The organism is Brachyspira sp., from assembly GCF_050873525.1.
In the GTDB taxonomy this organism is placed as follows: Bacteria; Spirochaetota; Brachyspiria; order Brachyspirales; family Brachyspiraceae; genus Brachyspira.
In genome coordinates, this window is record NZ_JBNMIZ010000010.1 from 1 (window position 1) to 21,961 (window position 21,961).

The window sequence follows — 21,961 nt, forward strand, 5'->3', positions numbered from 1 at the left end:
AAATATAATTAAAACAATAAAAAATATTAAACGAGGATAAAAATGGCTGCTGCTGAAAAAACATATAGTTCAAAAAATATTCAAGTATTGGAAGGATTAGAGCCTGTCCGAACTCGCCCAGGTATGTATATAGGTTCTACGGGTTCGGCGGGATTGCATCATTTGGTTTACGAAGTCGTTGATAACAGTATAGACGAAGCTATGGCTGGTTTCTGTAAAAATATAACGGTTACGATAAAAAAAGACAATATAATAGAAGTTCAAGATGACGGAAGAGGAATTCCTGTCGATATGCATCCAAAATTGAAAGTATCCGCTTTGGAAGTAGTTATGACGAAACTGCATGCGGGCGGTAAATTCGATAACGAAACTTATAAAGTGTCGGGCGGTTTGCATGGCGTGGGAGTTTCCGTAGTCAACGCTTTAAGCACGGAATTAATAGCGGAAGTTAGCAAAGACGGAAAATTATATAAACAAGTATATCATAAAGGAGTTCCAGAAGCTCCCGTTAAAGAAGTCGGCAAAAGCGCAAAAAACGGAACTAAAGTTACATTTAAAGCGGATGATGAAATTTTTGAAACTACCGAATACGATTATAAAATTCTTGCAAACAGACTGCGTGAATTGGCTTTTCTAAACAGAGGAATAAGAATAACGCTTATTGATAAAAGAGAAGCGAAAACCGTAAGCAATGAATTTTATTACGAAGGCGGAATTGAAATGTTTATCGCCCATCTAAACGAAAATAAAAAATTATTGCATGACAAACCGATTTATTTGCATAAAACTGAAGATAAAACGGATATTGAAGTTTCTATGCAATATGTTGACGCCTATAACGAAAATATTTTTACATATTGTAATAATATCAATACAACGGAAGGCGGAACTCATTTAGTCGGTTTCAGAACGGCTTTAACAAGAATCTATACCGATTTTGCAAAGAAACTCGAATTGGATAAAAAAAATAAAGTGGCGTTTATGGGAGAAGATACGCGAGAGGGACTCGTTGCCGTAGTTTCGGTAAAAATTCCTAATCCTCAATTTGAAGGACAGACAAAAACGAAATTGGGAAATACGGAAGTTAGAACGGTTACCGAAAAATTGGTATTCGAAGGATTAAACGATTATTTTTCGCAAAATCCGAAAGTCATTAAAGTTATATTGGAAAAAATAATTTCCGCGGCTCAAGCAAGGGAAGCTGCAAGAAAAGCGCGGGATTTGGCAAGAAGAAAAAACGCTCTCGAAAGCGATTCGCTCCCAGGAAAACTTGCGGACTGTTCGGAGCAGGAAGTCGACAAATGCGAAGTTTATCTTGTGGAAGGAGATTCCGCTGGAGGCACGGCTAAAGGAGGACGCGACAGACATTTTCAGGCTATTTTGCCTTTAAGAGGAAAAGTATTGAATGTGGAAAAAGCGCGACTCGATAAAATTATAGATAACGAAAGTTTGAAACCTATAATAGCGGCGCTCGGCTGCGGAGTCGGTTCTTCTTTCGATATATCAAAAATAAGATACGGAAGAGTTATTATAATGGCGGATGCGGATATTGACGGTTCGCATATAAGGACTTTGCTTTTGACTTTCTTCTTTAGATATATGCGCCCTTTGATAGATTTGGGACATATATTTATTGCAGTTCCGCCACTCTATAAAATAAGTTTCGATAAAAAGAATTTCACTTACGCTTATTCGGACGAGGAGAGAGATAAAATACTTGAAGAAAATAAAGGCAAGAATTCTGATATACAGAGATATAAAGGTTTGGGAGAAATGAACGCCGACCAGTTATGGGATACGACAATGAACCCAGAAACTCGCCTTATGTATCAAGTATTGACGGAAGACGCGGAAAAAGCGGACCAATTATTTACGATGCTTATGGGAGACGAAGTTAAACCAAGAAGAGATTTTATAGAAGCTAATGCAAGATATGTAAAGAATTTGGATGTTTAATTAACGAATTTTTATTTAATTAAAAATTATATTTAATATTTAATATTTATTTGTTTAAGGAGATAATTAAAAATGGAAAATAAATTAGAAAACGAATACGATTTAATTATAGTCGGAGCGGGACCTGCGGGAATAGCGGCGTCCGTTGAAGCGGCAATACTTCAAATGAAAAAAGTTCTTCTGCTTGAAAAAGGAGATAATCATTCCACAACGATAAGAAAATTTTATAAAGACGATAAAAGAGTCGACAAAGATTATAAGGGAGAAAGAATCGATTTGAGCGGAAATATAAAATTTGAAACGGCGACTAAAGGCGATGTTTTAGATTTATTCAGCGAATGCGTATTTGGAAACTATATAGACGCTTTTTTTAATACCGAAGTCGAATCAATCAAAAAGAACGGAGAATATTTTGAAGTATTGACGACAAATAACGATAAATATGTTTCAAAATATGTCGTGGTTTCTATCGGTAAAATGGGACGCCCCAACAAACCCGATTATCCGATTCCTCCAAGTTTGAACGCTGTCGTTAATTTCAATATTTATAAATGTAAAGAAAACGAAAAAGTCCTCGTAGTCGGCGGTGGAAATTCGGCGGTAGAATACGCTTATCTTTTGGGAAAAGACAACGATGTAACAATAAGTTATAGAAAAAGCGAATTTACTCGTCCAAACGAAAAAAATTTGGAAACGATAAAAGAAGATATTGATAGCGGTAAAGTGAAGGCAAAATTGGGAGTAGATATAAAATCCATTGCGGACGAAGGTGGAAAAGTTTTGGTAAACTTCGCTGACGAAACAAGCGATAAATTCGACAGAGTTATTTACGCGCTCGGCGGAGTCGCTCCGATAGATTTCTTAAAAAAATGCTCGATAGATTTGGACGAAAGCGGAGTTCCTATAATAAGAGGAATTCATGAAAGTTCCGTTGATAATTTATATATAGCTGGAGACATACTTTATAAATCTGGCGGTTCGATTGCGAAAGCTTTGAATGCGGGATTCGATATAGTGAAGCATGTAAAAGGTTTAATTGACGGAAAATAAAATTTAGTTTAATTACTTTGTCATTCGCTCTGCGTCCCTATGGGAACGAGGGCAACGCCCGAAGTAATCCACAAAAAATAAATTTTATTATATTTTGGATTGCCACGCCGTTGGCTCGCAATGACGAGTAAAAGTAAGCCACAATGACAAATAAAAATAAAATCACAATAAATATACTTTAATTGTCATTACGATGCTATTTATAGCCGAAGTAATCTACTCTATTTGGACTGCTTCGGCAGAGCCTAGCAAATAACAAAATTCTATCAAAGTATAAAGTAATTTATTAAATGCGATAAAAATTATTGACTTCGTAAATTTATGATATATAATAATATTCAAAATTTTACGATTAAAAATTATTAATAAAATTTAATCAAAAAATTAAATTTTATTAAGTAAAAAATTTATTATTTAAGAGGAAATAATTATGGCAAAAAAAATAAAAAAAGTGGTTTTGGCTTATTCTGGCGGACTCGATACTTCCGTTATAATTCCATGGCTAAAAGAAAATTACGATAATTGTGAAGTCATAGCGGTTTCTGTCGATGTCGGACAGGGAACTGAACTTGACGGACTTAAAGAAAAAGCGATAAAAACAGGAGCGTCCAAACTTTATATAGAAGATTTAAAAGAAGAGTTTATTCAAAAATATGTCTACCCAACTCTTCAGGCTGGAGCGGTTTACGAAAATAAATATTTGCTCGGAACTTCTTTCGCTCGTCCGATAATCGCAAAGAGAATTGCCGAAATAGCGATTAAAGAAAAAGCGGACGCGTTATGTCATGGAGCTACAGGAAAAGGAAACGACCAAGTGAGATTCGAGCTTGCTTTTAAGGCTTTCGCACCAGATTTGGAAATTATCGCTCCTTGGAGAGTTTGGAATATAAAATCTCGCGAGCAGGAAATTGAATATGCAGAATCTCATAATATTCCGCTTAAAATAAATAGGGAAACTAATTATTCTAAAGATAAAAATTTATGGCATCTGTCTCATGAAGGACTCGATTTGGAAAATCCCGCAAACGAACCGCAATACGAAAAGAAAAATTTTCTTGAAATGGGCGTCTCCCCTATTCAAGCTCCAGATAAACCCGCTTATATAACGATTGGTTTTGAAAAAGGAATTCCAACGACTCTTGACGGAAAAAAACTCAACGGAGTCGAAATGGTAACGGCTTTAAATAAAATCGGCGGAAAAAACGGAATAGGAATTGTAGACATTGTGGAAAATCGTCTTGTCGGAATGAAATCGAGAGGAATTTACGAAACTCCCGGCGGAACGATTTTATATCATGCGCATGAAGTCCTTGAAACGATTACGCTCGATAAAGAAACTTTGAGAGTCAAACAGTATTTGGCGATTAAATTTGCCGACATAGTTTATAACGGACAATGGTTTACTCCTTTAAGAAACGCAATGAGCGCGTTTTTTACCGAAACTCAAAAAACCGTTACGGGAGAGGTAAAACTCAAACTTTACAAAGGAAATATAATAAACGCGGGCGTAAAATCTCCATATACTCTTTATGACGAAGAGGTTGCGACATTTGACGAAGACAATGTATATAATCAAGCGGATGCCGTAGGATTTATTAATCTTTTCGGGCTTCCAGTAAAAGTTCGCGCAAATATGGAAAAGAAAATAAAGAATAAAAACAAAAATAAAAAATAAAATAATAATGAATAATAAAAAAATTTGGGCGGGAAGATTCACAAAAGAAACCGACAAAATAGTAAACGATTTTAATTCTTCGATTTCTTTCGATGCGAGAATGTATAGAGAAGATATTGAAGGCTCTATAGCTCACGCGACTATGCTCGGCGAATGCGGTATAATTGATTTGAATGAAAGTAAGGCTATAGTCGAAGGACTCAAAAATATATTAAACGAGATAGAAAACGGAAAACTTGAATTCGATTTCAATGCCGAAGATATTCATTCTTTTATAGAAGCGAAACTTACCGAAAGATTAGGTGATACGGGAAAGCGACTTCACACGGCGCGCTCGAGAAACGACCAAGTGGCTCTCGATATAAGAATGTATTTGAAAAAAGAAGTAAAAGAAATCGAAAGCATAATAAAAAAATTGATAACCGTTTTAACCGATTTGTCAGAAAAAAATCTTAAAACCGTTATGGCTGGCTATACTCATTTACAACGCGCCCAGCCGATAACATTCGCTCATCATCTTATGGCTTATTCTCAAATGTTTTTAAGAGATTTGGAAAGACTCAAAGACGCTTACAAAAGAATAAATATTATGCCTTTGGGAAGCGGAGCTTTAGCGTCAACCACTTATCCGATAAACAGGCAGATAGTTTGCGATTTGCTCGGATTTGACGAAATTACTCAAAATTCTCTCGATGCCGTTTCGGACAGAGATTTTTGTATAGAACTTGCTTCGGATTTATCGATATTAATGATGCATCTTTCAAGATTTTCAGAAGAGATAATTTTATGGTGTTCTTGGGAATTTAAATTTATAGAACTTGATGACGCTTACTCTACGGGTTCGTCAATTATGCCGCAAAAAAAGAATCCCGATATTACGGAACTTATCAGAGGAAAGACGGGAAGAGTTTACGGAGATTTGAATACTCTGCTTATAATGATGAAAGGGCTTCCGCTCGCTTATAATAAAGATATGCAGGAAGATAAAGAGGCGATTTTTGACGCCATCGATACGGTTAAACTTTCTTTAAGCGCGTTTATTCCAATGATTGAAACGATGACTATAATTCCAAAAAACATGAGAGAGGCTGCGGCTAAAGGTTTTATCAACGCCACAGACTGCGCCGATTATCTTGTCAAGAAAGGAATGCCTTTCAGAGACGCTTATAAAATCACGGGAGAGATTGTCAGATTATGCATTGAAAATAATTTGACTCTCGAAACTCTTCCGATTGAAAAATATAAAGAATTTTCAGATAAATTTGAAGAAGATATATTTGAAGCGATAAACCTTGAAACCTGCGTTATGCAAAGAAAAGTCGAAGGCGGACCGGCTCCCGAATCGGTTAAAGCTCAAATTGAATATATAAGAAAAAATATTAAAGATTAAAAATTATAAATTAAATATTAATTAAAAATAAAAAATAAATATTTTGGAGGCAATAAATGAAACATTTACTTAAAATGCTCGATTTATCGAAAGAAGAAATTTTTGATATTTTGAATCTTGCGGACAAACTTAAAACGGAAAATAAAAATAAAATCGAACATCATATTCTTAAAGGAAAAACTTTAGGAATGATTTTTCAAAAGTCGTCTACTAGAACGAGAGTGTCATTTGAAGTCGGAATGTATCAGCTTGGAGGCAGTGCTTTATTTCTTTCAAGCAACGATTTGCAGATTGGAAGAGGCGAACCCGTTCAGGATACGGCGAGAGTTTTGTCGCGTTATTTGGACGGAATTATGATTCGCACATTCGCTCAAAAAGAAGTGGAAGATTTGGCAAAATACGGTTCTATTCCTATAATAAACGGACTTACGGATTTCGCTCATCCATGTCAGGTTCTTGCCGACCTTATGACGATTAGAGAATTCAAGGGAAAATTTGACGGACTCAAAATGTGTTTCATAGGCTGCGGAAACAATATGGCTAATTCTTTAATTGTCGGCGGGCTTAAAGTCGGAATGAAAGTTTCCATAGCATGCCCTAAAGATTATCAGCCAGACGGCGAAGTGATTGAATTTACGAAAGAATATAAAGATAAATTTTTTATGACAGAGAATATTATGGAAGCGGCAAAAGATTCGGATGTTCTTTTTACGGATGTTTGGGCGTCTATGGGACAGGAAAAAGAAGCGGAAAAAAGAAAAGAAATTTTTAAAGGCTACCAAATTGATGATAAAGTTATGGCGATAGCAAAACCTAAAGCGATAGTTCAGCATTGTCTTCCAGCTCATAGAGAGGAAGAAATTACCGAAAAAGTTTTTGAAGAACATGCCAATGAAATTTTTGAAGAAGCGGAAAACAGGCTTCATGTCCAAAAAGCTATTATGGTAAAATTGATGAGTTAATTATAAAATAATTTCACTTTTCAAATCTTTTTCTAACGGAATTTGCATGAGCTTCCAGTTTTTCATTTTCCGCAAAATTGATTACATTATTTTTAACTTTATGCAAAGCCTCTTTAGTATAATAAGTGTAATAAGATTTTTTAATGAAATCGTCTACAGAAAGCGGAGATGAAAATTTGGCGGTTCCGCTTGTGGGCAAAACATGATTTGTCCCAGATAAATAATCGCCCAAAGCTTCGGGAGTATTCGCTCCCAAAAATATAGAACCAGCGTTTTTTATTTTTGACAGAATTGAAAAAGGCTCTTTTATATTTATTTCCAAATGTTCGGGCGCTAATTCGTTGCTTATAAATATCGAATCGTCCAAACTTTCCGTTATAATTATTTTTCCGTTATTTTCTATCGATTCTTCGGCAATTTCTTTTCTGCTTAAATTTTTTAATTGTTTATATAATTCTTCTTTAACTTTATTTGCAATATTTTCGCTTGTCGTAATCAAAACGCTTGAGGCTAATTTGTCATGTTCAGCTTGAGCGAGCATATCCGCCGCTATATGAATAGGATTTGAATATTCGTCCGCTATAATTAAAACTTCGCTCGGTCCCGCAAACATATCGATTGAAATTTCGCCGTAAACGAGTCTTTTTGCAGTCGCTACAAATATATTTCCCGGTCCAACTATTTTATAAACTTTTGGGACGCTTTCCGTTCCATAACTTAAAGCCGCTATCGCCTGCGCTCCGCCAACTTTAAAAACTCTATCGACTCCAGAAATTTTAGCCGCTGCCAAAATAATATCGTTTATTTTTCCATTTTTATTTGGAGGAGAGACGAGAATTATTTCGGGAACTTTCGCAACTTTCGCTGGAATAACATTCATTAAAACCGTTGAAGGATAAATTGCCGTTCCCCCGGGAATATAAACTCCCACTTTTTCTATAGGATTTATTATCTCTCCCATAACGATTCCGTTTTCTTCGCTCGTTATGAATCCGTTTCTTATTTGCATTCTATGGAATTTTTCAATATTTTTATAAGCCAAATTAAGCGTCTTTTTAAATTTATTATCTATTCTATCATAAGCCGAATCGATTTCTTTTTTTGAAACCTCCAAAGTTTTCGTATCGGCGTTATCGAATTCTTTATTATATTTTATCAAAGCCTTATCTCCGTTTTTTTTTACATCTTCGAGTATCGCCTTAACTTTTTTAGTTATATTATCGTAGCTAAACTGACTTCTTACAAAAATATTTTTTAAAGAATCGCCGTTTTTATAATTTATAATTTTAATCATAATACTTCCTCTATATTTTTAACGATTTCGGATATTAAATTATTTTTAAACTTAAAACTTACTTTATTTACTATCAATCTTGAACTTATATAATCGACTATATCTTTAATCACAATCAAATTATTTTCTTTAAGCGTGCTTCCCGTTTCTACAATATCTATAATCACATCGGACAAATTAAGTATCGGCGCTAATTCAATCGAACCGTTTAATTTTATTATTTCCACATCTCTGTTTATCGAATCAAAATATTTTTTCGACACATTGACATATTTTGTGGCGACTCTTAATCTTCTTTCAATATCCTCTTTATAATCTTTCACTGAAGCCATACATAATTTGCATTTTCCAAATTTCAAATCCAAAAGTTCGTAAACATCATGCGAGTTTTCAAGCAAAATATCTTTTCCGACAATTCCAATATCGGCGACTCCTTTTTCTACATAAATTCCAACATCGGAAGGTTTGACAATCAAATATCTGACGCCTTTATCTTCAAAAACGAGTTTTCTATTGTCTTCGAGCAATTCTTTATTTTCATAGCCTATCTTTTTAAATAAATCGTAGACTTTTTTTAATAATCTTCCTTTCGGCAAAGCTATATTAATTTTATTCATTTTTAATTTTCTTTTTAATTTTACGAAATTTATTTTTTATTAATCAAATAATTATATAATAAATTTAAATTTTTTGTAGTAAAAATAAGATAATTATTAAATTGAAATTATAAAATATAAATGATATATTTATGATAATGAAATTAATTTTTTATAATGAAATAAGGATAAATTTATTATGAGCAATGAATTTGGAAAACTTGAAGAAATTACGGATTTAAGAGATTATTGGAAAAATGAAGCTTCCGATTTTACCCCTTGGCTCGCTAAAGAAGAAAATATATCTCTATTATCCGAAGCCATAGGTTTAGACATTACGGTAGAAGAAAGAGAATCAAATGTAGGAGATTTTAATGTGGATATATACGCTTCAGAAACGGAAACGGATAGAAAAATTATTATTGAAAATCAATTAGAAGCCACTAATCATGACCATCTTGGAAAATTGATAACTTACGCCTCTGGAAAAGAAGCTAACATTATTATTTGGATAGTAAAAGAAGCGAGAGAAGAACATAGAGCCGCAATCGAATGGCTTAATAATCATACCGATAAAGAAATCGGTTTCTTTTTATGCGAAATAAAAATATATAAAATAGAGAATTCTAAACCTGCCGTTAAATTTGAAGTTATACAAAGACCGAACGAATGGGCAAAAGAAGTAAAGAATAAAGATTTAACCCAAACTCAACAATTAAGATATGAATATTGGACGGCATATAATGATTACGCTTTTAAGAATACTGAATATAAAAAAGAAGAATTTAAAAAAATAGAACCATCCAAACGACCTTATATGTGCTTAAAAATAGGAATATCTAATTGTAGTATAAGAGTTTGGCAGACACGAAAGGATAATAGTATTAAAATTGAACTACGAATACATGATAACAAAGAACTTTTTAATAAACTTATTAAATGTAAAGATGATATAGAAAGAGAGATAGGATTTAAATTTGATTGGCAGGAATTATCTAAAAAGGCTAGAAAGGATGGAAAAACAAGTAGAATAATAATTCAAAAATCTGTTGAATTTGATAATAAAGAAAAATGGAACGAGCAATTCGATTGGATAATTGACACGGTAATAAAAATGAAGAAAACATTTACAAAATATATATAATAAAAATTAAGACTTAATCAAATTACCATTATCAAAAATATACTTCTCTTTATAATTTGAAATTGAATTGTCGCCGTAAATATCGACTCGAACTTTTTTATTTTGATTCATGAATTTTCTAACTTCGTTTAATAAAATTTTTTCGTCTCCGCTTTTATATAAAATTAGAATATCTATATAATCGCTCGATTTATTTTTTTCGTATAATTTATCCATATAAATTGCAAAACCGATTGCATTTTTATCAGAATTAAATTTATTAAGAAGTTTATCGTATCGCCCGCCAGAAAGAATTATATCGTTGTTTCCTTTAATATAGCCTTTGAAAATAATTCCGTTATAATATCCTAATTGACTCTCGATGGAAAAGTCGAGTAAAATTTTATCGAAATTATTATGCATTTCAAAAACCGAAGACAAACTTTTTAATTCATCGTAGGATTTTTGCAAATTATCGTTTATTATCATGCATTTCAATTTTTCTAAAATATTTTTATAATTTCCAGAAAGTTCTATAAAAGACAAAATATATTTTTTATATTCGCTTTTAATATTTTTATCCAATAATTTTTCTAAATCATGTTTATTTTTTCCGTAGATATTTTTAAGAATTTCGATTTTCAAATTTTCTTTTATCCCGACTTCGTCAAAAATTGCGGACATAAAATCTATATTTGATATTTCCAAAATATAATTTTCGTTTATCGACTTCAAACTTTCTATTGCCATGCTTATAATTTCCAAGTTGGAATATTTATTTAATTTGCCTATAATTTCCACTCCAACCTGCGGAATTTCCTCGTATTCGTTTGAAACTATTTTATAAATATCTTCTATATAATAAATTTTTTGAGTTTCTTTTTCGTTGTCTTTAAGAATTTTTTTTACTATCGACAAAGTGACATCGGGGCGAAGAGATTTCAAATTCCCGCTCAAATTCATAAAAGTCAATATATGTTCAGTTTGAAGAAAATCTTTATTATCGTTGTATAAATTATAATCTTCAAATTTGCTCAATTTAATTTTTTTGAAACCAAATTTTTCGTATATATTTATAAGATTCGATATTATAGAATTTTCGTTTATTAAGTTAGCGTTCATTTTCAACTTTTATTTTTACATTTCGGAAATATATTTATAAATAGGATATTTCTTGCATAAAGCGTCAACTTTCTTTGCAACCGAAGAAATAATTTTTTCATTATCCGAGTTCGTCAAAACTTCGTCCATATAATTAACGAGTTCAATAATATCTTTTTCTTTTAGTCCTCTTGTAGTAATCGCTGGAGTTCCGAGTCTTATTCCGCTTGTAACCATAGGAGATTCGCTGTCGTAAGGAATGCCGTTTTTATTCGTAGTTATATGCGCCTTGTCCAAAACCGCTTCTGCAACTTTTCCCGTGATTCCTTTTGAAGATTTTACATCAACCAATATTAAATGAGTATCCGTTCCGCCCGAAACGATATTATAATTTTTTGCGATAAATTCGTTCGCCATAATTTTAGCGTTATTTAAAACCTGTTTTTGATAATCGACAAATTTTTTATCCAAAGCTTCTTTAAAACATACCGCTTTTGCCGCAATTACATGCATTAAAGGTCCGCCTTGAATTCCCGGAAAAATAGTTTTATCGACTTTTTTTGATAGTTCTTCGTTTGTCGAAATTATATAACCGCCTCTCGGTCCTCTTAAAGTTTTATGAGTAGTTCCCGTGACAAAATGAGCATATTCTACAGGATTTGGATGCAAGCCCGCCGCAACGAGTCCCGCAATATGCGCCATATCGACAAGCAAATAAGCCCCCACTTCGTCCGCAATTTCTCTAAACTTTGCAAAATCAATAATTCTCGGATAAGCGCTCGCTCCCGTCACTATTATTTTAGGCTGATTTTTAAAAGCCAAATCTCTAACTTCGTCATAATCTATTTGCATAGTTTCTCTGCTAACGCCGTAATGAACGAAATTATAAATCCTGCCCGAAAAGTTAATATTTTTTCCATGCGTTAAATGTCCTCCCGCGTCCAAAGACAATCCCAAACAAGTATCGCCGGGCTGTAAAACCGACATATAAACTCCCATATTTGCCTGCGAACCAGAATGAGGCTGAACATTTATGAAAGGCGCTTTGAATAATTTTTTCGCTCTTTCTATCGCAAGACTTTCAACGACATCCGCTTCTACGCATCCGCCGTAATATCTTTTTGCTGGATAACCTTCCGCATATTTATTTGTGAATATAGAACCTTGAGCTTCCATAACCGCTCTTGAAACTATATTTTCGCTCGCTATTAATTCGAGTCCCGATGCTTCTCTTTTATATTCTCTTTTGATAGCTCCGAATATTTCTCTATCGGCATATTTCAAAGGAGTTTCGGACACATAATATTTCGCACTTGCTACTTTTTTTGAAACGACTTTCTTTATAGAATTTTTTGCAGATTTTTTAACAATATTAAGTTTTTTAGTAGATTTCTTAATTGCAGAAACAGATTTTTTTGAATTAGTTTTTTTAGTCGACATGATTCCTCCAAATTTTTTAAACAATTTTTAAATATTTAATTTTTTAATAGGAATATATTATATTAAATAAAATTTTTTTCAATGATTTTTTATTGATTGATTTGATTTAAAAATAAATCCCGCAGAGTGAAGCGGACAGCGTCCAGTCGCCAAGTAATCTAAAATAAAGAAAATTTTATTACTTTAGATTGCTTCGGCAAAGCCTCGCAATGACAATAAAATTAAAATTCGCAATGAAAAATTTATTATTTTTTTTTGAATAAACGCTTGACAATCAATATAAAATTTACTATAATATATTTAGAAATTAAATCAAAGGAGTAATTTATGATTACGAAAAAACAATTATTATGCATAATAGCGCTTGCTATTATAACGGTTATAGTTTCGGTAGCTTGTTCTAGTCCTACCGATGTTGAAAACATGGCTGTGACGGAAGCGGGACCAACGCCTCCACCAGAATTTCCCGAAGATAATACGAATAATAAATTAACTATTGATACAAATCAAGGTTTAATTCAATTCAAAGATTTATATTTCAAATCTGGAGCTTATTATTCTATATACGATACGGTAAAGAAAATATATTTTTATGCGGATGTAAAAGTGGACGAAAATTCAAAGCCTTATATTAGCGTAATCACTTTGGACGAGGATGGCTATGTTACAGAAGAGGAAGGCAAATTTTACGATAACGCTAACGGAACAGGAGCGGTTTATAATTTGGAAGCGACTCGATACCAAAGCAATAACAGAAATACAGCAACGGTTACTTTTACCGAAGACGGTTATTTGATAATAAAATTTAGCAATTACGGAGCTGATATTACTTACTCATTAACTGGGAAAAGCTACGAAGAAAATCTTGCTTCAATACCTAAAGAATATTGCGGAAGATATACTGTTAAAGGAGTTGGTTCACTTAATTGGGGAGATGAAGCCTATAGCGGTTATTGGAAAGATATATATTGGGATATTAAACCTAATTCTATTAGTTTTACAGGAGGAAATTTCTTTACTATTAAATCTGCAACTATTACAAGTGGTAATTTTCATGATATATATCATAATGGCGGTTTAATAGTTACAACCGATTTTACTAATGGAGGCATTATGTATTATCTATTTTTGAATGAAGGTAATAATTACACTATGCGCACTACAAATACTCTTGGTAATGCTCCTTATTATACTACACATAGTAGTAAAGATTATTAAAATAATATTTTCCTCGCAGTGGTTAAGGTTTTTAGAGAGCGTGTAGAAATTACATGCTCTCTTTTTTATTAAATTATTTTCCCTATTAAAGTATGATTTTTAATTTCCGTTATTTCGCAGTCGTAAATATCGCCCATATTTAATTCTTTTTCTTTTTTTACGAGTATCAATCGGTTTTCTTTGCTTCGGCATTGATAGTGAATATTGTCTTTTGCAATATCGTCAATCATAATTTCCGCGCGTTTGCCGACTTGTTTATTCAATAATTTTTGAGCCAAAACTCTTTGAAAATCGACTAATTCTCTCAATCTTTTAGAACCCGTTTTTTCGTCATATTTAACTTTTTTCTTAAAGGCAATCGAACCTTCTCTTTCGGAATATTTATATAAATAAGCGTCCTCGAATCCAATTTCTTTTAATAAATCCAAAGTTTCTTTATATTCTTCTTCGGTTTCATCCGCATAGCCGACTATTATATCGGTTGAAATCGGAAAGTCGTCCGCGTATTCTCTCAAGTAGGAAATTTTTTTTATATATTCTTCTTTATCATATTTTCTGTTCATTAATTTTAATATTCTGTCCGAACCGCTTTGAAAAGGCAAATGAATATGTTTTCCAACGCTTTTTAAATTCCATACTGCATCCGCCAAATCTTTATCAAAATCTTTAGGATGCGAAGTTAAAAATCTAATCCAAACTTTATTTTCTCCAACCGTTTTATCAATCAAATAAAGCAAATCGGTAAAAGAAATTTCGCCGTCTATATCGAGTCCGTAAGAATTGACATTCTGCCCAAGTAAAGTTATTTCTTTAGCTCCCGAATCGATTAATCTTTTAACTTCTTCTATTATTTCGCTCGATTTTCTGCTAACCATTTTTCCCCGCGTATGAGGAACTATGCAGTAAGAACACCAGTTATTGCAGCCATGAGATACTGGCAAAAAGGCTTTATGAGGTTTATCTTTATCGACATAAGATTTGCTAAAAATATAATTGTCGTTGAATTTTTTTATAAAAACTTCTTCGTCTTTCATATAATCTAAAATATTCATTTCGTTATAAACATCGAATATTTTATCGACTCCGAGATTTTCCAAAATATTTTTTGAAGTTTGAGCCATGCATCCCATTATTATTAATTTTGTATTTTTTTTATTTTTTCTTCTTTCGGCGTTGAAAAGTTTGACTCTTGAAAAAACTCTCTCTTCGGCATGCGCTCGAACGCTGCAAGTATTGATTATTATATTATCCGCATTTTGATAATCTTCCGTTTGAATAAATCCTTCCTGCATCAAAGAATTGATTAAACTATTAGAATCGGCTTTATTCATTTGGCAGCCGTAGTTTTCCAAATAAAAATTCTTCATAATTATTTCTTTATAAATTTTGATTTTATTTCTTCAATCAATATTTCGGGAACTAATCCTTCAATCGGACCGTCAAATTTTAGAATTTCTTTTATTAGAGAAGAACTTATATGAGTATAATTTTCCGAAGTGTTCAAAAATATCGTATCCATTTCGGGATATAATAATTTATTCATTCTTGACATTTTTAATTCGTAATATAAATCTTCGCTGTCTCTTATTCCTCTTGCCAAAACTTTTATTCCGTTATTTTTCATGAATTCCGTGACGAGTCCAGATATTGTGACAATTTCTATAGAATCGTTATTTCCAATAACTTTTTCTATCATTTTTTTTCGCTCTTCCAAAGTAAAAATTGGAGATTTTTCCAAATTAACCGCTATAGAAATATAAACTTTTTCAAAAATATTAGCCAGACGATAGAGAACATCCAAATGCCCCAAAGAAAAAGGGTCAAAAGTTCCGGGAAATATTACTTTACTATTTTTCATGGCGAATATTATATATATTATAAATATAATAGCAATATAAAAAGACGCATATTTTTAATTAATTGAATTTAATATTTTTTCTATAATCTCAAAATCTATTTCTTTTATCGAAATAATCGGATTAGGATTAATCGAATATTCCGCAATTTGTTTTTCAAATATAGAAACATCATGCCAGCCTCCGTTTTTAAATCCCGTGTTATGATACATTCCGACATTTTTAAAACCAAAAGAAATATGCAGTTTTTCGCTTTTAATATTTGGAGAGGTAATCAAACTGTAAACCGTTCTAACGCCCTGCGCTTTCAAGATTTCAATTAAAATATAATATAATTTTTTACCCAAACCTTTTGAAACATGCGATTTATCTAAATATATGGAAAGTTCCGCATCCCATTGATAAGCGGCTCTATCCATAAATTTATGAGCGTATGCGTATCCGAAAATTTTTCCATCCTCTTCGCAAACCAAATAAGGATATGTTTCAATAATATTTTCAATTCTTTTTTCAAATTCCGATTTCGTTGGGAGCGCGTATTCGAATGTTATAGTCGTTTCTATATATTGAGAGTAAATCTCCAACAATGAGGGAGCGTCCGAAATTTCTGCAAATCTAATTTTCATTTTTCTATTATAATATATTTATTTTTATTTTTCAATTCTAATAATTTAAAATATTTTATCGGCATTTTTTAAAGTATATTCTACCGTTCGCCCAACCGCTTCGAGAGTTTTAATATTTATCTTGTCAATCGTATCTTCCGTAGTATGATGATATTGATAGCCCATATCGATTATGTCAATAAATGGAATTCTCTCCATCAAAAAAGGAATATGGTCGTCCGTTATCATTCCATAATGTTCTTTAACAAAATAATTTTTATATCCCAAATCGTCCGCAAAGTCCCAAATTTTTTCGTAAATATTCGGATAATAAGTATAGGCAAAACTTTCGTATTTAAATTTTGCATTTCCGCTTCCAACCATGTCGAGCAGTATTCCAAATTTTATTTTCTCTTTTTCTAAAATTTTATCATTAACGAAAGCGATGCTTCCCTGAATCCAATCGGTTTCTATTAAGCTATTTCCGTTATTATAAAATAAATTTCCATCGTCTTCCAAATCGAATAAAATAAAACAAATTCCATAAGGCAGTTTTTCGCTTTTTAGAGAATTCATAAGCTCGAGTAAAATTCCCGAACTGCTCGCTCCATCGTTCGCCCCGTCAATCGGTTTATTTCTGTTTTCAATTTTTCTATCTTTTTCGGCAACCATTCTGCTGTCGTAATGGCTCGCCAAAATAATATATTCTTCTCTTTCGCCTTCCAAAAACGCGTAAATATTTTCTCCGTCTCTGCCTTCGATATAAGGAGCGGCAAAATTGTGAGTAAAAACTTCGTAGCCCATAGATTTAATTTCTTCTTTGAAAAATGTTCTTACTTTTTTATGCGCTTCGCTTCCGTAAATTCGCGGTCCCAAACGAGCTTGTTTTTTTATATAATCGTAAGCGTTATTTGGACTAAAATTAAATTTTTCGTTTATTGTAGAATTTTTATAATTCGATGCGCTCGCGTCATTGCATGAATATAATAAAATTAATAATGCGGTTAAAAAAATATATTTCATAATCAAGCCTTAAAATTTATTTTAAGTTATTATATATATTTTTTATATTTTATCTATATTTTCTATATAATAATCTCTCATGCCTTCTGGAGTTATCAAAACTTTGTCTTTATTTTTATTAAAACAGTAGGCATAATAACCAAACGAGCCGTTGGAAGCTATTTGATGTTTGCAATTCATCATTAAAAATAAATCAAAATAGCCTTTATCGTTATCGTTTATATCGACTATATAAAATAAAACGGTTTTGGAAAGTTTTTTAATAATATTATTTTTTACATAATCAATATCGTCCGAAAAAATAAAAAATTTCGGCTCTTTAATATTTTTTATCATTTCGTTAATAGAATTAATATAATATTCGTCTTCGATAATTCCGTATATTGCAAAATCGCCTCTTCTAACATGAATAGCTACCGAATTGCAGTTTCTTATTTCATTTAAAACATATTTATTTTTATCGTCCAATTTATCATTTAAATAAGTTTCAAAATCGATTTTATTTTTAATTATTTCTTTTATTTCGTAAAAACAATTTTTATCGTAAGGAGTTCCATCTAAATATACATTTTTATATTCTAATAATAAATCGTTAAATTGATACAAAGGATTTAAATCAAACCGAAAACAACTCTTATAAATATTTATTTCGTAATCGTTTGCTATTTCAAAATCTAAATCTGGAAAAATCTTTAGCAAATCAAAATTCCTATTAAACTTTTTACGGTCGTCCAATCCGTTATATTTATACCAATTAATATCATATTTCACTTTTTTATTATATTTTTTCTCTATATATTTGCCTAAAATATATTTTCTTATTTGTCCGCAAAGTCCTCCGCCAACCCATAGAATTACAAAATTATCATGCGTTTTTATTCGATTATTTATATTAACTAAATATTCGGTTCTATAATAATTTTTCACACAATCGGTTAAAAATTGTCTCAAAAAATTTCTCAAAGTTCTAAAAGGTATAAACCGCGCAATTTTATTAATTAATATTTCATAATTATAATAATTCATTTATATAATCCTTGTTTAATATTTATTAGTCTTATCTCTATTTAGGATTAGATAATTTTTCAAGTCGTTTATAAAATTTTTTATGATATTTATTAAATAATATCTTTTTCAATTTCCATCTCAAATTCTTAAACGGAATTAACCAAGTTTTAGAAACTATATTACTATACATGCACCTTATATCTCTGCTAAAATTTATCGGTTCTTTTCCGTCCTCAAAATTTGTAATCGCTTTTGCATTATACAATTTGCTTAAAATAGAAAATATGCTTTGGTCATGTCTATGTTCCACAAAACCGTCAAGATTTTTAATCGTTGAAGGAGTATCGTCTGCCAAATGAAAATTATCGTAAAAAACTTTAAGCCATTCGTTTACAAATCTAATCGTTTTATCCGTCTTTTTAATTATAAGCGAAGTTGCGCATCTCGTATTCGTATCGGTAATTTCTTTATTATTCAAAACATTAAAATAGTCGAATAAATCGGATTTGGTAAAAAGTTTGTCGGGCATTTCAAGTTCAAAAGCCACAATATCGTATTTTTCTGCGTCTTCTATATACTTTTTCATTTTATCAATATATTCTTTTTTGAGATGGCATCCCGCATCGGCGTAAACTAATATGTCGCCGTTGTCTATTCTTTTTAACGATTCCAAAATTATATAAGGTTTCCAGCACCAATAACCGAATCCTCTCACATTATAATTTAATTTATCTTTGAAACGAGTTTTAAAATCTTTACCCAAAGTTAATTCTTCGTATAAAAATATATCTTCAAATATATTCATTTCAAGAGCTTGATTGTAAAATCTTTTAAGAGCGGGAAGCAAATACAAATTGGCAAAACTGCAGATATATACTTTTGAATTCATACGGCTAATTTATCCCAAAAAATGCAATAGCAAAATGCCCTGAAAAGAATGCAGGGAAATATAAAAAGTATAAAATTAGCGCTTGGCTTGGCTTGGCTTCATGAAACTAAAATTTAACTTTATCATAGTGATTAAATTATAGAATATTAATAAAAAATGTCAAGTATTTTAATTATTAAAATATATAAAATTTATGTAAAAAACCTCGCGTATATCCCGCATGGAAGAATCAATTTTGAATTTTCTATCGGTATTCCTATCTCTCCGCTTTCAAAAAATCCTTCATGTTTTATATTCGTTTCCAAAATATTTTTTAAAGATATATGAGAAAAACTTGCCGTATAACAATTAATTAAAAAAAGTATCGGTTCATCCGAAAAAAGTTTTATGCATTCTTTAGTCAATTTTGTCAAACTCGTTTCTATTTGCCAAAGTTCGCCTTTCGGTCCTCTGCCGTAAACTGGAGGGTCCATTATAATAATATCGTATTTTCGTCCTCGTCTCACTTCGCGCAAAACAAATTGAATGACATCTTCTATAATAAATCTTACTTTTTTATTTTCCAATTTATTCAATTCAATATTTCTTTTTGCATGTCCTACAATTTTTTTTGAAGCGTCCACATGAACGATTTCATCGCATCCTGCATAAGCGCATGAAACAGTAGCGCCGCCTGTATATGCAAATAAATTTAAAGCCTTTATTTCTATATTTTTTCTAGAATTTATTTTAGATTTTTTTTCTTTAATTTTATCAATTATAAACTGCCAATTAACCGCCTGCTCGGGAAAAAGTCCTATATGTTTGAAATTTGTGAATTCTATATAAAATGATAAATCTTGATATTTGATAATAAAATTTTCTTTTGGCTTATTTATATATTCCCAATAACCGCCGCCTTTATCCGAACGATGATAAATAGCGTCAAAATTATTCCATTTTTCTTTTTGTTTAGCCCAAATGACTTGAGAATCGGGACGAGAGATTAAAAAATTTCCAATGAGTTCTAATTTTTCTCCGTCTCCGCAGTCTATTATTTTATAATCGTTCCATTTATCAGCCAAAAGCATTTGAGATTATTTTTTATTTTTTATCTTTGATTATAATAAGTGACATCGTTTCGCACTACTACTATATCGACTCTTCTATTTAAAGCTCTTCCATCGGGCAAATCGTTCGAGGCGACAGGACGAGTATCCGCATATCCAGCAACCGAATATTTATTTCTGTCTAATTGTCCCGTTTGGTCGCTTTCAAATAATCTTTCCAAAACCACTAACGCTCTTGCCGAAGAAAGTCCCCAGTTATTTCCGAATTGTCTTTCGAGCGCGCTGCCTTCTCTTATCGCTCCAGAATCGGTATGTCCTTCTATTCTTATATCGTTTGGCAAAGTGCTTAATATCGAAGCAAGTTTAATAAAAGTTTCCGTATTATTTTGATTTTCCACTAAATTAGTTCTTCCCGATTCAAAATACTGGTCCGCTCCAAGCGTGATAACAAAACCTCTTTCGTCTTCCGAAACTCTTATTTTTTGACTCTTTATTTCCGACTCCAAAACGGATGTGGCTTTATCTATACTTCTGCCCATCGCAAAACCTCTTTCCGAACTTGGTAATGTTTCCACATTAGCTCCGCCGTATATTAAACTGCTTTGCGATAAAGTCGCTCCTCCAGACAAAACGCCGAAAGAACCTTGAAACGCCGTAGCCAGAAGCTGCATAGCGGAACTTTGAGATACCGAAGCTTCCATAGATGCAAGAAGCATAACGAAAAATGTCAAAACCAAAGTTACGAAATCCCCGTAAGTTTGAAGCCATAACGGAGCGGAAGGTCCGGGAACTTGGGCTTTATCCCCCGCTTTTTTAGCTTTTTTACCAAATTTTGTAGTAGCCATTACAAATCCTTAAATTCTTTCCTAATAAACTATATTCTATAAATATATTTTTATCTATCTCCGACTTGTTCATTAACCTTTTGTCTTTGCGTAGGAGGTAGGAAAGATACTAATTTATCTTTAACTATTCTCGGGTTATCTCCCGCCTGTATGGATAATATTCCTTCTATCATAATTCCCTTTATCAAAGCTTCGGAGGCATGTCTTGAGGCAAGTCTTCCAGCTATCGGCAAAGCGAAACCGTTTGCTATAACCGAACCGTAATAAGTCGTAATAAGCGCGACAGCCATACCAGAACCTATCGCTTCCGTTCCTCCGCCTCCGCCTAAACTTCTAAGCATTATAACCAAACCGATAAGCGTTCCTATCATACCCCAAGCTGGAAATAATGAAGCGGCATCCTCAAATACCTTTTTAACACTATCATGTCTCGCCTCGATATTGTCTATTTCCGTATTCAAAATATTTTTTACAAGTTCGGGGTCAGTTCCGTCAACTACTAACTGCATGCCTTTTTTTAGGAATGGGTCGGTCACTTCCTGTATATCGTCTTCCAATACCAATAAACCTTCTCTTCTCGCTTTTTCGGAAAAACTTATAAGAGTTATTATCATTTGCGCTTCGTCAAATTTAGGTTTATTCAAAAGAACTCCAATAGCTTTAGGAACTCCAACGATAGTTGAAAAATCGTTAGCCATTACGAGCGAGTTTAATCCTCCAAATCCCGTAACAACAAAAGACGCAATATCAACCATGTGTCCGACATTACCGCCCCCAGAAATAATACCGAATAAGTTAACTATTATTGGAACTATAAGGCATATAGGCACAAAAATATCCATATTCTACTCTCTAAAAATTATTTATTGTTTTTTATATCG

20 protein-coding genes are annotated in these 21,961 nt (G+C 32.2%); 7 read left to right on the forward strand and 13 right to left on the reverse strand.

Going from position 1 to position 21,961, the window contains the following annotated elements; genetic code table 11:
• The first annotated feature begins 42 nt into the window (after positions 1–42).
• The 5 genes from gyrB (at position 43) to argF (ending at position 7,033) form a co-directional block, all read left to right on the forward strand.
• Positions 43–1,956, forward strand: coding sequence for a DNA topoisomerase (ATP-hydrolyzing) subunit B (gyrB, locus tag ACR0QS_RS01485; protein ID WP_432631676.1), 1,914 nt, complete (start codon positions 43–45; stop codon positions 1,954–1,956).
• 72 nt (positions 1,957–2,028) lie between these two features.
• A complete protein-coding gene (locus ACR0QS_RS01490; protein WP_432631677.1) occupies positions 2,029–3,006 on the forward strand; it encodes an NAD(P)-binding domain-containing protein in 978 nt (325 codons plus the stop codon).
• A 430-nt stretch (positions 3,007–3,436) separates the two neighbouring features.
• Positions 3,437–4,681: an argininosuccinate synthase gene (locus ACR0QS_RS01495; protein ID WP_432631678.1), complete on the forward strand. Its 1,245-nt coding sequence runs from the start codon at positions 3,437–3,439 to the stop codon at positions 4,679–4,681.
• A 7-nt stretch (positions 4,682–4,688) separates the two neighbouring features.
• Entirely contained in the window at positions 4,689–6,071 is a 1,383-nt protein-coding gene (gene argH / locus ACR0QS_RS01500; RefSeq protein WP_432631679.1) for an argininosuccinate lyase, read from the forward strand.
• A gap of 56 nt (positions 6,072–6,127) precedes the next feature.
• Positions 6,128–7,033: an ornithine carbamoyltransferase gene (gene argF, locus ACR0QS_RS01505; protein ID WP_432631680.1), complete on the forward strand. Its 906-nt coding sequence runs from the start codon at positions 6,128–6,130 to the stop codon at positions 7,031–7,033.
• Between the two features lie 13 nt (positions 7,034–7,046).
• On the opposite strand, the gene hisD is transcribed toward argF, so the two are convergent.
• Entirely contained in the window at positions 7,047–8,327 is a 1,281-nt protein-coding gene (hisD, locus tag ACR0QS_RS01510; RefSeq protein ID WP_432631681.1) for a histidinol dehydrogenase, read from the reverse strand.
• Entirely contained in the window at positions 8,324–8,944 is a 621-nt protein-coding gene (gene hisG, locus ACR0QS_RS01515; protein ID WP_432631682.1) for an ATP phosphoribosyltransferase, read from the reverse strand. Before hisG ends, hisD begins: the two co-directional genes overlap by 4 nt.
• A gap of 178 nt (positions 8,945–9,122) precedes the next feature.
• Between hisG and ACR0QS_RS01520 the strand changes: the two genes are divergently transcribed.
• The gene (locus ACR0QS_RS01520) at positions 9,123–10,067 is read left to right on the forward strand and encodes a DUF4268 domain-containing protein (protein ID WP_432631683.1); all 945 of its coding nucleotides are present in this window, start codon (positions 9,123–9,125) and stop codon (positions 10,065–10,067) included.
• A gap of 6 nt (positions 10,068–10,073) precedes the next feature.
• Here ACR0QS_RS01520 and ACR0QS_RS01525 read toward each other — a convergent pair whose 3' ends face one another.
• Positions 10,074–11,168: an ATP phosphoribosyltransferase regulatory subunit gene (locus ACR0QS_RS01525; protein WP_432631684.1), complete on the reverse strand. Its 1,095-nt coding sequence runs from the start codon at positions 11,166–11,168 to the stop codon at positions 10,074–10,076.
• Between the two features lie 15 nt (positions 11,169–11,183).
• Entirely contained in the window at positions 11,184–12,587 is a 1,404-nt protein-coding gene (gene glyA, locus ACR0QS_RS01530) for a serine hydroxymethyltransferase (protein WP_432631685.1), read from the reverse strand.
• A gap of 327 nt (positions 12,588–12,914) precedes the next feature.
• Here glyA and ACR0QS_RS01535 point away from each other — a divergent pair, with 327 nt between their 5' ends.
• Positions 12,915–13,805: a hypothetical protein gene (locus ACR0QS_RS01535; protein WP_432631686.1), complete on the forward strand. Its 891-nt coding sequence runs from the start codon at positions 12,915–12,917 to the stop codon at positions 13,803–13,805.
• Positions 13,806–13,873: 68 nt separating this feature from the next.
• On the opposite strand, the gene miaB is transcribed toward ACR0QS_RS01535, so the two are convergent.
• The 9 genes from miaB to ACR0QS_RS01580 form a co-directional block, all read right to left on the reverse strand.
• Complete coding sequence (gene miaB / locus ACR0QS_RS01540; RefSeq protein ID WP_432631687.1) at positions 13,874–15,172, reverse strand: tRNA (N6-isopentenyl adenosine(37)-C2)-methylthiotransferase MiaB; 1,299 nt, start codon at positions 15,170–15,172, stop codon at positions 13,874–13,876.
• A 2-nt stretch (positions 15,173–15,174) separates the two neighbouring features.
• Positions 15,175–15,663 carry a pantetheine-phosphate adenylyltransferase gene (gene coaD / locus ACR0QS_RS01545; protein WP_432631688.1) on the reverse strand — a complete coding sequence of 163 codons (489 nt, stop codon included), beginning with the start codon at positions 15,661–15,663 and terminating at the stop codon, positions 15,175–15,177.
• Positions 15,664–15,717: 54 nt separating this feature from the next.
• Positions 15,718–16,287 (reverse strand): GNAT family N-acetyltransferase, encoded by a 570-nt coding sequence (locus tag ACR0QS_RS01550; RefSeq protein ID WP_432631689.1) that lies wholly within the window; start codon positions 16,285–16,287, stop codon positions 15,718–15,720.
• A 45-nt stretch (positions 16,288–16,332) separates the two neighbouring features.
• Positions 16,333–17,289: a M28 family peptidase gene (locus ACR0QS_RS01555; protein ID WP_432631690.1), complete on the reverse strand. Its 957-nt coding sequence runs from the start codon at positions 17,287–17,289 to the stop codon at positions 16,333–16,335.
• Positions 17,290–17,331: 42 nt separating this feature from the next.
• Positions 17,332–18,216, reverse strand: coding sequence for an alpha-1,2-fucosyltransferase (locus ACR0QS_RS01560; protein WP_432631691.1), 885 nt, complete (start codon positions 18,214–18,216; stop codon positions 17,332–17,334).
• A 136-nt stretch (positions 18,217–18,352) separates the two neighbouring features.
• Positions 18,353–19,186, reverse strand: coding sequence for a hypothetical protein (locus ACR0QS_RS01565; RefSeq protein WP_432631692.1), 834 nt, complete (start codon positions 19,184–19,186; stop codon positions 18,353–18,355).
• Positions 19,187–19,377: 191 nt separating this feature from the next.
• Entirely contained in the window at positions 19,378–20,256 is an 879-nt protein-coding gene (locus tag ACR0QS_RS01570; RefSeq protein WP_432631693.1) for a class I SAM-dependent methyltransferase, read from the reverse strand.
• Positions 20,257–20,276: 20 nt separating this feature from the next.
• On the reverse strand, positions 20,277–21,080 hold the full coding sequence (locus ACR0QS_RS01575; RefSeq protein WP_432631694.1) for an OmpA family protein: 804 nt from the start codon (positions 21,078–21,080) through the stop codon (positions 20,277–20,279).
• Positions 21,081–21,130: 50 nt separating this feature from the next.
• A complete protein-coding gene (locus ACR0QS_RS01580) occupies positions 21,131–21,910 on the reverse strand; it encodes a motility protein A (protein WP_432631695.1) in 780 nt (259 codons plus the stop codon).
• Positions 21,911–21,961: the final 51 nt, after the last annotated feature.